Here is a 13,490-nt window from a genome sequence, read left to right as displayed (position 1 = left end):
GCAGGCAGTGTTCTGATGAATAGAGGGTGGAATGGATTTAAATGTAATGGTGATGTTCGCCCAGGTGGTGGAATGCGGAAGTTTTACGCAGGCCGCCGAGGCAATGGACATGACGAAATCGACAATCAGCAGGAAAATTGCGGATTTGGAGAAAGAGCTGGCGGTGCGTCTGCTCACACGCAGTACCCGCAATCTGGTGCTGACCCATGAAGGGGAAGCCTTTTATCAGTCGTGCCGTCAGGTGGTTGAAATTGCTAATCAGGCCGAGCTTGAAGTCACAGCAAATCAGGACTTAATCAGAGGGAGGCTGAATGTGGTAATGCCTGTCGAAGTCGGACAGAAAGTATTTGGCAAAAGCATCAACGCGTTTTTGAAGGAGTACCCGCATGTCAGTCTGCACCTTGAATTAAGCAACCGGGAAGTTGACTTGATTGCTGAAGGGATAGATTTGTATGTGCAGGTGGGTGATATCAACGATTCCGGTATGGTGGCAAGACCCTTTCATACGTCGCGGCGGATTCTGGTGGCCAGTCCTGGCTACCTCTTGCTGAACGGTAATATTGAGTCGCCGGCGGATATGGCTGCGCCTCATCATCAGATCAAAATCTACAATGCTGTGAAGATACCGCATTGGGCGCTGGAAAAAGACGGACAGCAGGTACAGATTGAACTGCCGTATCGCTTCAGGGTAAACACTATTACTTCTGCCGTGTCAGCCTGCCTGGATGGTCTGGGGATCGCCATGTTGCCGGAGTTTATCTGTCGGGAGCACATAGATCGTGGAGAACTGATACAGTTACTGCCAGACTGGGTGTCGCCGGTTGTGCCGATCAGTTTTGTCTACCCGCAGCGGGATTTAATACCGAACCGGCTTCGTTTGTTTATTGATTTTCTGCTTGAGCGTTTTGAGGTGATCACCAACGTTGCCGATAACCCAGCGTAATCGCCACGTCAGGGCTGTTATCCATATTGAATATATTCTCTGTCAGGACCAGTTCCAGTACGCTGGAGGGAAAATGGTAGCGGTAGCCTGCCAGAATTTCGTTAGATGCTTTAGACAGGGCAGAGGTGGCTTCTGAGGCACCTTCGTAAAAATGGTATTCAAGCAATACTCTGTGGGGGCCATTGAACTGATACTGCCAGCCTGCGGCTGCGGAATAAGTCAGCGTGTTATAAGGAATGAGTGCCGCCGGATTATGGCGATAAACCCCGCCTAACATGGCGTGAAAGCGATGGCGGTCCAGGTGATAGCTGTAATTCAGCTGTAAAGCCTGCTCCAGGTTATGGTTGCGGAACGGGCCGGCATCGACATAGTTGTAATATAGTGAGGCGCCGATAGAAAGGGCTTCCCTTGGACGATCCATTATCTGCCATCCGCTGTACAGGGTCAGGGTGCGTGTCAGCGTCTCTCCTTTGAAGTTTGAATACGCTACCCCGTATTCAGGAATTGAGATATCAAAGCTGTGCCTGGGCACTTCTTCACGGCCATTCAAATCGATGCCAAACAGGTTATGAAAACCAAATGTAAGGTTATCTAAGTGGCTGTCGAGGGCAATACGCCAGCTGGCGTCCAGCTCAAGCTGCCAGCCAGCTGTGACTTGCCACATTAAGCCGGTGCTGAACGTCGACTGATAGTAGTCGGCCCGATATTCAGGGGTTTCCGCCCAGATGCTGGCTGTGGCCGCTGTGGCGTAAAATTCCAGTGTATTTTCGGGCAACGCAAAACCGCTCCTGAGCTGTGGGCTCAGGCTGTTAGACTGCAGCGGCGATTGAGCATAGGTTTTCAGCGGACCATAATCCTGAGGATTTGGCGGCGCTGCAAAGGCTGTGTGCCAAACAGACAAGCCAATGACGAGAGTGCCTGTCACTGCCGGATGCTGGGAGCATATCATTGATTTCTCCGGATGCCGGATAATCCGTTTTTATCGTATTTGATTGTGATCGCATTCAGCTAAGCTGTTGTGCAATATAACCAATCTGTCACTATAGTCATGAGATAAATATAGTCATCAGATAAAGTCAGGATTAATTTACTTGCGATAAAAGCAGTATAAGTAAAGTCTTGTGTGCAACTTGCCTCACAATTGCAACCCTCAGGCTGAGAAAGTCGACCGTTATCTGATTGTCTACACTGAGACTATGCACTTGGCATTCAGTCATGAGTGTTTTTCGCGTTTTTGAGTAGCATGCGAGTGTACCGGTTGGCATCCTAAGTCGTTGCACCGGTTGTTCCATTTTGACGTGCAATACCTGTTTATGCATTTTTGGAGTGACAATGAAAATTGGTATCCTTTCCCGTAATTCAAAGCTGTACTCTACCCGTCGTCTGATTGAAGCCTGCCGTGAGCGTGGGCACGAGGCACAGGTCATTGATGCGTTACGCTGCTACATGAACATCAATTCCGACCAGCCTTCCATCCACTCCAAAGGACAGGATTTATCCGGATTTGATGCCATTATTCCGCGTATCGGCGCATCGGTGACTTTTTATGGCTGTGCGGTATTGCGTCAGTTCGAAATGATGGGGGTTTTTCCGGTCAATGAATCTGTGGCGATTACGCGCTCACGGGATAAATTACGTTCGCTGCAATTGCTGTCGCGCAAAGGAGTGGGGATGCCGATCACTGGCTTTGCCAGTAAACCTGATGACATTGGCGACCTGCTTGATATGGTCGGTGGTGCGCCTGTAGTGATCAAACTGCTCGAAGGGACGCAGGGGATTGGTGTGGTACTGGCTGAAACCCGTAAAGCAGCAGAAAGTGTGATTGAAGCCTTTCTGGGTCTGAAAGCAAACATCATGGTGCAGGAATACATCAAAGAAGCCGGCGGTGCGGATATCCGCTGTTTTGTGATTGGCGATAAAGTGATCGCCGCGATGAAACGTCAGGGTGCCGAAGGAGAATTCAGATCGAACTTACACCGGGGCGGATCGGCGTCACTCATTCGGATTACGCCAGAGGAACGTAAGACAGCAGTGCTTGCCGCTAAGGTGATGGGGCTGCGCGTGGCAGGTGTGGATTTGCTGCGTTCCCAGCGCGGGCCGCTGGTGATGGAAGTGAACTCCTCCCCAGGTTTGGAAGGTATTGAACAAGCGACTGGTAAGGATATCGCGGGTATGATAATCAAATACATAGAATCAACCGCAAAACCGCAGAGGACGCGCACCAGTGGTAAAGGCTAGATTAAACAAAGTCATCGAATTTATTGGCACCGAAGTGCCCCCAGGACAATCTGCCACCATCGATTTAGAAGCCGCTCAACTATATACCCATTCACCACTGCACATTCCGGTTCATGTGGTGAATGGACGCTATCAGGGCCCCGTATTGCTTGTCAGTGCTGCTATTCATGGTGATGAGCTCAATGGCGTAGAAGCGGTCAGGCAACTGCTGAACAAAGTGGACCCGTCGAAATTGCACGGTACTTTAGTGGCTGTTCCCGTTGTTAATGTGTTCGGATTTATTCATAAATCGCGCTATTTACCAGACCGGCGTGATCTTAACCGGTGTTTTCCCGGCTCGGAACGGGGGTCTACGGCAGCCCGTATGGCTTATCAGTTCAGTGAACATGTGGTAAAAAAATGCACACACATTATTGATTTGCATACAGGAGCGATCCACAGAGGCAATCTGCCTCAGGTAAGGGCAAATCTCGATGATCAGGAAAGTGCTGAAATGGCACATGCCTTCGGCACGCCAGTGATTCTGGATGCTGCGATTCGTGACGGCTCACTGCGGGCGGTAGCGGATGCCGCGGGTATTCCTGTGATTACCTATGAAGGCGGGGAAGCGTTGCGGTTCGAACCACTGGTGATTGCCGCAGCAGTGAAAGGCATTGTGAGTGTCATGAGAATGCTGGGTATGACACGCCGGGTGAGCCGGAAAAAAGAGCAGGCATCGCCATTTATTGCCCGTTCCAGCAGTTGGGTGCGGGCTGAGCAGAACGGTATTGTCCGTTGTGTGGTGGCTTTGGGGGAGCGGGTAACCAAAGGGCAGGTACTGGCCTACATCAGTGCACCGCTTGGCCATGGTGAAGATACTATGGTAGCCCCCAGAGACGGCATCGTCATCGGCCAGCAAATGCTGCCCTTGGTTAATGAAGGGGATGCGGTTTTTCACCTTGCTTATTTTAGTAAAGGCGCAAGTTCAGAAGTTGAACAACAAATAGAATCATTCCTTGACGAAGTCAGTGATGAAGTGGATATCACCTGACCAGGAAGCGAACTTACCCTTCTTATTTTTGCGCACGGGAGGCGCACTTTATGGGCAATGCAGAACCCGGTACTGAGTGGTTTATTGACGGTTGGCAATTAGGGGATACGCCGCGTCATCTGACGCTGGAGGATTGCGAGACGCTTGAGAAAGACTGCTGGTATCACTGTCAGCGGGATGCAGCCGGACTCAAGCACTGGTTGTCCAGAGTGGGTGTGCCGTCGTCCCTGATATCTGCTTTACTGGCTGATGATACGCGTCCGCGTTTCGAGCAACTGGGAGATGACACTTTCCTGCTGATCCTGCGCGGCATCAATCTCAATGAAGGCAATAACCCGGATGACATGCTAAGTATCCGGTTTCTTTATTTCAAAGGCTGTCTGATCTCTACCCGTAAATACCCGTCGCGGGCAATTGCGGAGGCACGACGTCAGTGTGAGGAAGGCAAGGGACCGTCGAGCCTGCTGGCTATGCTGGCAACTATTGTTGATAAACTGAACCGCAATATTGAAACCTTTCTCGACCCGATTGAAGAAGATATTGAATATTACGCAGAGCATCAGGATGAAGCCGATAGCCAGTCACTGGCTCACCTGAATAAACGCTTGCTCAAAATCCGTCGTTTTCTGACTCCACAGCGCTATGCGCTGGATGATTTGCTGCAGTCGGAAATGGCGGGTTTGGAATCCTTGCGTATGCCCTTGCTGAACTGCCGTGATCTTGTGGTACGAATTAACGAGTCGATTAACTTTTATATCGACCAGATCCAGGTCATCAATCAGCACCTGGCCCAGGTACAGTCTGAGAAAGTAAACCGAAACACGTATCTTATCTCAATGATCTCTATTATTTTCCTGCCTATCAGTTTTCTTACCGGTTTACTGGGCGTTAATATTGGCGGCATGCCCGGCGTGGATTCTTCCACGGCATTCTGGCTGTTTTGTATCGCTTTATTAGTGGTGACCGTGTTTGAGATTATTTTGTTCAGAAGGATGAAATTCATTTAATGATAGAAACCGTTCTACAAAGTCGGTTAGCTTATAACCTGTTTATTATTCTGGTTTTTCTGATTGTTTACACGATTGCTAAACGTGTTATCAACTTGTGGCTGACCAGACTGGGTAAAACCAAGATGGTAAGTGAAGCCAGAGTTCGCTTTATCTCTCGCGTTTTATCGTCTGTGGTGTTTTTCGTGTTGTTCAGTGTGACGGTGATCAGCCTGGGACTGGGATACAGTGACATTTCGCTGTTCTTCTCTTCTGCTTTTGCGGTGTTGGGTGTCGCCCTGTTCGCACAATGGTCAATGCTGAGCAATGTCACGGCCAGTGTGCTGATCTTTTTTGTGTTTCCCTACCGTATCGGCGATCGGGTCAAAGTGGTGGATAAAGACGATGACATCAGTGGGGTGATCAACGATATCACTATGTTTCATGTGATTATTGAGCGCACCGATGGCAGTCTGGTTACTTATCCCAATAACATCATTTTGCAAAAACCCGTGATTAAACTGACTCAGCTGGTGGTGAATCCTAAGCCGGACAATGAGCTGCCTGAGGCGGCGGGTACACCACAGGCAAGCACACAGCAGTCAATGCAGCAGTAACCCATGCAGCAGTAACCAATGTAAGAAAAACTATGAATGAAGAACAAGACAAAGCAGCGGTGAAAGATCTTCTGCCACAACAGGAACTCAGTCAGTGGGTTGAAGATCTTAACCGGGTTCATGATGAAGAGCAGGAAAGGGTATTCTCAGAAGCCTCGGAAGTGCTGGAAACGTCAGAGCTGGGTTTACTGCTGGAATCTTTGCCGATTGATGAGCGTCTGGCTCTCTGGCAGACCGTTGCGCCGGAAGAGCGGGTAGAAGTACTGGTTGCCATGCGCTCTGATGCCCGGGGTGTGCTGATCGATAATCTCAGCATGCCGGATCTGCGGGCCATGCTGCATGGGCTGGATGCTGAAGATCTGATCGAACTGTCGCAGAGCCTGTCAGACAAGCTGGTGGACTTTGCGCTGGCGAAGATGAGCCAGGATCAGAAGTCCTGGTATGAACAAAGCCAGCAGTATGACGAAGATCAGATAGGCCGTTATGTGGATCACAGCCTGGTGATGTTAACGCCGAATACCCGAGTGTTCGAAGCCTTGCGGGCCGTGCGACGCGCCGATCACCCTATGCTGGATCGCGTTTATATTGTTGATAAAAAAGGACATTACAGAGGTGAAGTATCATTGTCTGTTTTACTGGCGGCCGATGGTCAGGTCAGGGTAGACAGTCTGGAAGATGATATTGCCTCTCCCCTGAAAGCGGACATGGATGTTTACGACGCGGCTGAGCGTCTTGAACACTCGGATCAGGCGGCGATGGCGGTGGTGGATGAAACCGGCCGCTTTGTCGGACGCGCGACGTTGCGGCTGGCAATGGAAATTACCCGGGAAACCTATGAAGCCAGATTAATGGCGCGGGCGGGTCTGGATGAAGATACTGACCTGTTTGCCCCGGTCTGGCTCAGTGCAAAACGTCGCGCTTTGTGGTTGGGGATTAACCTGCTCACTGCATTTCTGGCGTCCTGGACTATCGGGTTGTTTGAAGCCACACTCAGCCAGGTGGTGGCACTGGCGGTCCTGATGCCGGTGGTGGCGTCAATGGGCGGTATTGCCGGCAGCCAGACCTTAACCCTGATTATCCGCGGTCTGGCGATGGGGCAAATCACCTTTGGTAACGTCTGGTCGCTGGCCAAGAAAGAATTGCTGGTCGCCTGCCTGAACGGCGTGCTCTGGGCGGTCGTTATCGCAATTGTGGCGGCTGTCTGGTTCAGCAGTGTGGCGATTGGCGGCGTGATAGCTGCTGCTATCACCATAAATATTGTGGTTGCGGCAATCGCCGGCGTCGTGATTCCGGTGATTCTGGATAAATACGAGATTGATCCTGCTCTGTCCGGGTCAGTCATATTAACTACAGTCACAGATGTAGTGGGCTTTTTTACTTTCTTAGGGTTGGGCAGCCTGTTTTTGCTGGGCTGAGCCACGACAAGGGGCGGTACAGAGCTTACTGAAATCAGAAATATTCCCTCCCCTTGGCAAGGGGAGGGTTAGGGTGGGGTTCGTGAAACGGGCAGGAATTTGACGTTTGTGCCCTGTAACCCCCTCCTGACCTCCCCCTTGAAAAGGGGGAGGGATAGTCAAAAGCAAAATAAACGGAACCGGAGCAGTCAATGGATTGGAAATTCAACGCAGAAGATTTGGGCCAGCTTGTGATCGGCTCCTTTGCCCTTGGCGTCCCCATTTCCTTTTCTGAAGAAGCCTGGCAACTGAGTGAATCCCTTCCACTGCTGAATTTGTCTGTCCTTGTTGTACTCACTTTGCTTTTCATGGGTCTGTACGCTTACCAGTCGATGTTCGGCCAGAATATCCGTAAGCGTGTGCCCGTTTTTCTGGCCAGGGTGCTTGGGGCTTACCTGATCACCTATCTGGTGGTTTGCCTGATCCTGTTTTCACTTAATCAGTTTCCGTTAATCGATAATTGGGTCGTTGCTGTTAAGCGGGCACTGATTATTGCCATGCCTGCTTCTATGGGAGCGATTATTGTGGACAGTTTTGACAAAGAATAGCGGGCACTTTCTTAAGACACATTCAGCCGTCAAATTTGATGCCGTTAACTATTTCTCAATCTAATCGAACGTTGTTTTTTAACTGAACGCATGCTGAATTTAGACCAGATTTAACAGGCCACAGGTTTTAAACGATAAGCACACGGTTACAATTAAACCCTGTTTTTTTATGGGTATTGAACAATGAAAAAAATGGCTTTTGTTGCGGTCTCTCTGGTGTCTTTATTAACGGGGTGTGCCGGCCAGATGGCTGCCACTAACGCGACCATGAAATTCAATATGGATGTGGTGGATAACCGTTACGCCCGTGGCGGTCTGACCATTGCGATGGCGCCGGTTTATGCTGTGACCACAGTGGCAGATTACATGGTGTTGAACCCTATTGAGTTCTGGACCGGCGAAAATGCGCTGACCCAAAAACAATCAATCTATGACGTGAAAGGCGAAGATTACATCAAGATTAATGATCAGCTTGATGACGATCTGAAAACAGCGCCAATTAAGCCTCTTAACTGAATTATTCACACCTCTTAACCAGCCGCTCTGCGTTAATAGCTATGGGGTGGCAGGTACTTTCCGCTTAAAACATGCGATATCATGGGTTTCCTGAAACAGAATTCGGAAGCCCGGTATGCCTCAGCAACACAGTGCGTTTTCATCACCTAAAGTGGCGGTTCTCGCCGTCACCTACAAAGACGATCAACTCATTCTGGTTCAACGCAAAAATGAACCGCAAAAAGGTGGCTGGGGATTTCCCGGTGGTTCCGTCTGGCCTGGCGAAAGCCTGCGTGATGCGGCTGTGCGCGAATTGAAAGAAGAAACCAGTGTGATCGCGGCAGCTGAACACTTATTGGAAGTGGTTGAAGTGAATGAATTTGATGCTGACAATTGTCACCATCACTTTATTCTGGTGCCTGTCCTTTGCCGCTATCTGGCAGGAGAGCTGCAGCCGGGTGATGACGCCAGTGATTGTCGCTGGATGTCAGTTGCCGACATTGTCAGCAGCCAAGCGGACCTCATCGAGAAAGTGGCCGACGTGGCGCTGAAAGCTCAGCAGACCTTGTCAGCATAGCGCCCGGCTTGCGTGATGCTGATGCGGAGCAATCACTTGTATTCCATGCCTTTGACAGTAAGTGCGTTTAGCGCATAACAATGTCTGGCCTCTGAAAGCAGTCGCTTATAAAATCGCACCAGCTTTGGATATTCAGACGGACATCAGACGATGCAAACCTTGTTCAGAACCTTTCTGATCTGCTGCTTTTTTGTACCGCTTATTGCGACAGCGGCTCCTAACCTACTGTTGAGCAACCCGGCAGACCCGGCAACCACTGCGGCAGGGCAGGCGGTAAATGCTGCCTATGATTACAAAGATTCGCTGGATCGCGATACCCCCAGAGGCTCGCTGAAAGGGTTTCTGGACGCCGTATACGAACAGGACTACACAAAAGCGGCGAAATACCTGGACTTGCGTTACATGCCAAAAGGAATGAGCGCCAGCAATGGGGAAGAATACGCCAGAAAACTGCATGCAATCATTGAGCGAAACCTGTGGATCAATCTTCAGGATATTGATGACACCCCGGCAGGGGATCTGGATGATCTGTTGCCCGATTATCGTGAGTCGTTCGGCAATATCAATGTTAAAAATACGGAAGTTTCACTGCTGTTGCAGCAAGTCCCAAGCAAAAAGCTGGGCAAAATCTGGAAGGTTTCGAATGCTACTGTTGCCCTTGTCCCGAGCCTGTATGAAGAGCTGGGCTACAGCCCGCTGACAGAATGGTTCATCCAGAATGTGCCGGACGGCTATATCTTCAAACTCAGCCTCTGGGAAATCGTCTTTCTCTTTACTTGCCTGTTCGCCTCTTTTGCTGTTGTTACGCCAGTTTGTCTGATCACGGCCTGGCTGGTCCGCAAAACAGACATCAAAATGAAAGAAGACTTGGCGGGCTTGATCGCCAAGCCGCTGCTGTTCTTTACCGCTCTGGGGCTGGATCATTTGTTGCTGTCGAGCGCGACGCTGACGGCCAACGCCAGAGCTTTTCTCAATAATGGATATCTTCTGTTTGGCACCAGTTTGTGGCTGGGCTGGTCTGCGATTGGGCTTTTTCAGTACATTATCCGTGAGCGTTTAATCAACAACGGTAATAAACAAGGCGCGGCCATGGTTCGCCCTTTCCTGACCTTTATTCGCATTATTTTGCTGATCTTTGCAGTGTTGTCCTGGATGGAGTATCAGGGTTTTAATGCCACAGCCCTGCTGGCAGGTATGGGCGTGGGTGGGGTTGCCCTCGCCTTGGCCTCCAAACAAACACTGGAAAACTTCATTGGTACCATGATGCTCTATTCCGCGGCGCCGGTAAAAGTGGGGAATCTGTGCAATTTCGGCGGGATCCGGGGCACAGTTGAAGAAATTGGCCTGCGTTGCACCCGTATCAGAACCATAGACAGAACCGTGATCCATGTGCCGAATGCCAAGTTATCGGAAATGGAAATCGAAAATATTTCGATGCGGGAAAAGATCCGGTTCAAATCGGATATTCGCCTGGATTACAGCACATCGACCACGCAATTAAAGCAGATTATTGATGAGATAAAACTGCTGCTGGAAAATCATGAAAAAGTCGATAAAAAGCCGCTGCGGGTAACCTTTCGTGGCTTCGGAGCGCATGGATTGGAAATCAATGTATTTGCGTACATTGGCACCAAGAGCCTGCCGGTGTATCAGGTGGCTGCTCAGGAAATCCACCTAGGCATCATGGAAATCGTCGAAAAGCAGGGATCCAGAATCGTCCCGGCCACGTTTGATGCCCAGCTTCAGCCTTAAGGAATCTTCCGGCTGACGGGGTGTGGCCCCTATCGGCACTTCAGACTGTTCAGACATGGATGTTCAGATGAAAAACCAAGGAGAGAGAAATGTTTGCAGTGATTTTCAGGGCTAAGACAGGTGAGCAGGACAGCCAGTATGCCGAGATGGTCAAAGTGATGCGGGATCTGGCATTTGAAAAATATGGCTGCCTGGACTTTATCGCGGTGACAGAAGGGGATCAGGAAATCGCGATTTCTTACTGGCATACCGAAGCGGATATCCAGAACTGGCACAAAGACAGCCAGCATGCACTGGCCCAGCAGTTTGGCCGTGAAAAATGGTATGCCTCCTACACAGTGCAGGTTGTGGAAGTGAAGCGGCAATACAGTTTTAATGAGTGAGATGAGAGATAGCGAATTGCGTGGTCAGGCGGCGGAAATATCCGCCGCTTTTGTACCTGCCGGTTTAATCCAGAATGATATGCGGAATAAACATTGAAGTATCTTTGGTGATGTAACCTGTATCTTCCCGGAACATGAACTCCTATGGATAGAGCTTGAACATCCAGCGAGTAGGGTTATCGTCCAGATCGGTAAACACGCCGTCCTGATTGATGCCGATATCTTCAACATAAACTAACTCGATTTTCAGACCGGCCTCTCTGGCGCAGTCTGCAAGCTATAACCACTGCCAGAAACTGGCTTCGTAAAGCGACTTTCACCCTGGTTTTATTTTATGACTTGTCACCTTATGTCAATAAATTCTAAGTTTTATGATTTAGTGACGGCTAAAGCGGCATTTAATATCGGTAATCCAATTGACGTTGCAGCCGTTCGATTTCATCCAGTAGATCAAGCACCACAGCGACTCCGGGTACATTCAAATCCAAATCTTGCTGTATACGACTGGCGCGTAGAGCACGGCGCAGATTGATGGTGGCAAAGCGCCAGTGAATTGGCCGATCTCCCTGAGGATCCAGAACCCCTTCTTCAACCAGGGCGATCACCCATTCAGCAGGTTGACCACAAGCGCGACAAAACTCTGCCAGGTTAAGCGTCGGCTCATGCTCTGCAATGACCGTAATACTGAGCTGGCTTGACGTAATTTTTTTCTTCATGACTCAAATCCAAATTGGCCACGAGGGTTAAAGGACATCAGATCCTGCATCTGCCGGTACAGAGCTTTTTCTTGCTCGCTATTCACCTTGGGCTGGACAATATTCAGAGTGATCAGCATATCCCCGGGTGAGGCTCCGGGGAGTCCCCGGCCGCGAAGCCGCAGTATTTTCTCTGAAACCGAATTGGCCGGCACCGTCACCTCGATGGGCCCAGTAGGAGTCGGTATCTTTATTTTAGCGCCTAAGGCTGCCTCCCATGGTGTGACGGGGAGGGTCATGTACAGATTTTTCTGCTCAAGCCTGTAGTACGGGTGCGGACGAAAACTGATTTCAAGATAAAGATCGCCCGCCGCACCGCCGCCATGGCCGGGCATTCCCTTGCCGCCCAGACGAATATGCTGACCTTCCCGGACCCCTTTAGGAATTTTTAAATTCACGGTCTGAGGTTGCGCGCCGTCGAGCGGAGATGACGGCAGGGTGAGGGTGCGTACCGCGCCATGAAAGCTGTCTTCAATATCAATTTGAACCTTGGCGTGGATATCTTCGCCCTTGGCTGTGAAATGTTGATGTGCTCTATGAGCGTGATGATGCCGCCCTGCGCTGTGATCAAAGTGAGCGCCGAACAGCGATTCAAAAAAATCAGAGAATGCAGATGCATCACCCTGGGAAAAACCCTCACTGGAAAACTGATAATTGCGTTCCCAGTCTGGCGGTACATGAAAATGCTCCCCGGAATGCCAGTCTTTACCCAATTGATCATAAGCGGCCCGCTTCTGGGGATCCTTGAGCACCTCGTAGGCCTCTTTGGCCTGAACAAACTTCTCCTTGGCGTCGGTTTCTTTCGATACATCTGGATGATATTTGCGCGCACTTTTCTTATAAGCTCGTTTGATATCCGCTAATGTTGCATCGCGGGAAACTCCAAGGATGGCGTAATAATCACGATATTCCATAACACCACGATTCAGGCTGACGTTTGAGATTGGTTTATCCGGGCGTGCCGCTATTTACCCGGTTGATTTGTAGCTCTGACGTGGCAGGACATCACGGCTCCCGTCTGCGCCCATTCCATTATAGCTCAATGCAAAATAGTGCAGGTTTCATGAGAGAGACAACACAAGACACGCGTTTATGTTTACAAGTAAAGATAAACTGCTCACCACTCATCAGCGGGTTTGAGAAGGCACCATCGTGTTTATTATCGCGACACTGGAGTTACTGTTGTCACTTTTTGTTAGTTCTTTGATCCTGATGACAGGCCATGGACTGAACGGTATTTTGCTGTCGGTGCTCGAATTGAGTCCATCGTCTCAGCCTCAGATCCAGTTGTGCCCGAAGAGTCCGGGTTGTGGCCCCTATCGGCACTTCAGACTGTTCAGATATGGATGTTCAGATGAAAAACCAAGGAGAGATAAATGTTTGCAGTGATTTTCAAGGCTAAGACAGGTGAGCAGGACAGCCAGTATGCCGAGATGGTCAAAGTGATGCGGGATCTGGCATTTGAAAAATATGGCTGCCTGGACTTTATCGCGGTGACAGAAGGGGTCAGGAAATTGCGATTTCCTATTGGCATACCGAAGCGGATATCCAGAACTGTCATAAAGACAGCCAGCATGCACTGGCCCAGCAGTTTGGCCGTGAAAAATGGTATGCCTCCTACACAGTGCAGGTTGTGGAAGTGAAGCGGCAATACAGTTTTAATCAATAATTCTATCAGGTTGAATTCAGCTGTGCTGTTAACGATTTCTTGC

At 49.9% G+C, this 13,490-nt stretch carries 15 protein-coding genes and 1 pseudogene; 12 read left to right on the top strand and 4 right to left on the bottom strand.

All coding sequences use genetic code 11. The annotated features are described in order from the left end of the window. Nucleotides 1-31 precede the first annotated feature (31 nt). Complete coding sequence (locus D6M16_RS14170; RefSeq protein ID WP_120512508.1) at nucleotides 32-943, top strand: LysR family transcriptional regulator; 912 nt, start codon at nucleotides 32-34, stop codon at nucleotides 941-943. Here D6M16_RS14170 and D6M16_RS14165 read toward each other — a convergent pair. After that, nucleotides 915-1,892 (bottom strand): DUF3187 family protein, encoded by a 978-nt coding sequence (locus D6M16_RS14165; RefSeq protein ID WP_120512507.1) that lies wholly within the window; start codon nucleotides 1,890-1,892, stop codon nucleotides 915-917. The genes D6M16_RS14170 and D6M16_RS14165 overlap by 29 nt on opposite strands. Before the next feature lie 383 nt (nucleotides 1,893-2,275). Between D6M16_RS14165 and rimK the strand changes: the two genes are divergently transcribed. The 10 genes from rimK (at nucleotide 2,276) to D6M16_RS14110 (ending at nucleotide 11,023) form a co-directional block, all read left to right on the top strand. Continuing rightward, the gene (rimK, locus tag D6M16_RS14155) at nucleotides 2,276-3,181 is read left to right on the top strand and encodes a 30S ribosomal protein S6--L-glutamate ligase (protein ID WP_120512505.1); all 906 of its coding nucleotides are present in this window, start codon (nucleotides 2,276-2,278) and stop codon (nucleotides 3,179-3,181) included. Beyond that, complete coding sequence (locus D6M16_RS14150) at nucleotides 3,168-4,211, top strand: succinylglutamate desuccinylase/aspartoacylase family protein (RefSeq protein WP_120512504.1); 1,044 nt, start codon at nucleotides 3,168-3,170, stop codon at nucleotides 4,209-4,211. The genes rimK and D6M16_RS14150 overlap by 14 nt, the downstream gene beginning before the upstream one ends. Nucleotides 4,212-4,261: 50 nt before the next feature. Continuing rightward, nucleotides 4,262-5,218, top strand: coding sequence for a zinc transporter ZntB (locus D6M16_RS14145; protein ID WP_120512503.1), 957 nt, complete (start codon nucleotides 4,262-4,264; stop codon nucleotides 5,216-5,218). Next, nucleotides 5,218-5,814 carry a mechanosensitive ion channel family protein gene (locus D6M16_RS14140; protein ID WP_120512502.1) on the top strand — a complete coding sequence of 199 codons (597 nt, stop codon included), beginning with the start codon at nucleotides 5,218-5,220 and terminating at the stop codon, nucleotides 5,812-5,814. Before D6M16_RS14145 ends, D6M16_RS14140 begins: the two co-directional genes overlap by 1 nt. A 32-nt stretch (nucleotides 5,815-5,846) precedes the next feature. Further along, entirely contained in the window at nucleotides 5,847-7,229 is a 1,383-nt protein-coding gene (locus D6M16_RS14135; RefSeq protein ID WP_120512501.1) for a magnesium transporter, read from the top strand. Between the two features lie 191 nt (nucleotides 7,230-7,420). After that, entirely contained in the window at nucleotides 7,421-7,816 is a 396-nt protein-coding gene (locus tag D6M16_RS14130; RefSeq protein ID WP_120512500.1) for a DUF2391 family protein, read from the top strand. Nucleotides 7,817-7,999: 183 nt separating this feature from the next. Continuing rightward, nucleotides 8,000-8,332 (top strand): DUF3332 family protein, encoded by a 333-nt coding sequence (locus tag D6M16_RS14125; protein ID WP_120512499.1) that lies wholly within the window; start codon nucleotides 8,000-8,002, stop codon nucleotides 8,330-8,332. Nucleotides 8,333-8,447: 115 nt separating this feature from the next. Beyond that, complete coding sequence (locus tag D6M16_RS14120) at nucleotides 8,448-8,888, top strand: NUDIX hydrolase (protein WP_120512498.1); 441 nt, start codon at nucleotides 8,448-8,450, stop codon at nucleotides 8,886-8,888. 150 nt (nucleotides 8,889-9,038) lie between these two features. Continuing rightward, nucleotides 9,039-10,640: a mechanosensitive ion channel family protein gene (locus D6M16_RS14115; protein WP_120512497.1), complete on the top strand. Its 1,602-nt coding sequence runs from the start codon at nucleotides 9,039-9,041 to the stop codon at nucleotides 10,638-10,640. An 89-nt stretch (nucleotides 10,641-10,729) separates the two neighbouring features. After that, nucleotides 10,730-11,023: an antibiotic biosynthesis monooxygenase family protein gene (locus D6M16_RS14110; protein WP_120512496.1), complete on the top strand. Its 294-nt coding sequence runs from the start codon at nucleotides 10,730-10,732 to the stop codon at nucleotides 11,021-11,023. A gap of 145 nt (nucleotides 11,024-11,168) precedes the next feature. On the opposite strand, the pseudogene D6M16_RS14105 reads toward D6M16_RS14110, so the two are convergent. From D6M16_RS14105 to D6M16_RS14095, 3 genes and pseudogenes are all read right to left on the bottom strand, one after another. Further along, nucleotides 11,169-11,300, bottom strand: a pseudogene (locus D6M16_RS14105) (glutathionylspermidine synthase family protein); the annotation flags it as partial. A 121-nt stretch (nucleotides 11,301-11,421) separates the two neighbouring features. Next, entirely contained in the window at nucleotides 11,422-11,739 is a 318-nt protein-coding gene (locus D6M16_RS14100) for a chaperone modulator CbpM (RefSeq protein WP_120512495.1), read from the bottom strand. Continuing rightward, nucleotides 11,736-12,692: a DnaJ C-terminal domain-containing protein gene (locus tag D6M16_RS14095; protein WP_120512494.1), complete on the bottom strand. Its 957-nt coding sequence runs from the start codon at nucleotides 12,690-12,692 to the stop codon at nucleotides 11,736-11,738. The genes D6M16_RS14100 and D6M16_RS14095 overlap by 4 nt, the downstream gene beginning before the upstream one ends. Before the next feature lie 462 nt (nucleotides 12,693-13,154). Here D6M16_RS14095 and D6M16_RS14090 point away from each other — a divergent pair, with 462 nt between their 5' ends. Continuing rightward, nucleotides 13,155-13,421, top strand: coding sequence for a hypothetical protein (locus tag D6M16_RS14090; RefSeq protein WP_240435621.1), 267 nt, complete (start codon nucleotides 13,155-13,157; stop codon nucleotides 13,419-13,421). The last annotated feature ends 69 nt before the right edge of the window (nucleotides 13,422-13,490 follow it).

Source organism: Photobacterium salinisoli (assembly GCF_003614885.1).
Classification (GTDB): Bacteria; Pseudomonadota; Gammaproteobacteria; order Enterobacterales; family Vibrionaceae; genus Photobacterium; species Photobacterium salinisoli.
This window is presented reverse-complemented; position numbering and strand designations above follow the sequence as displayed.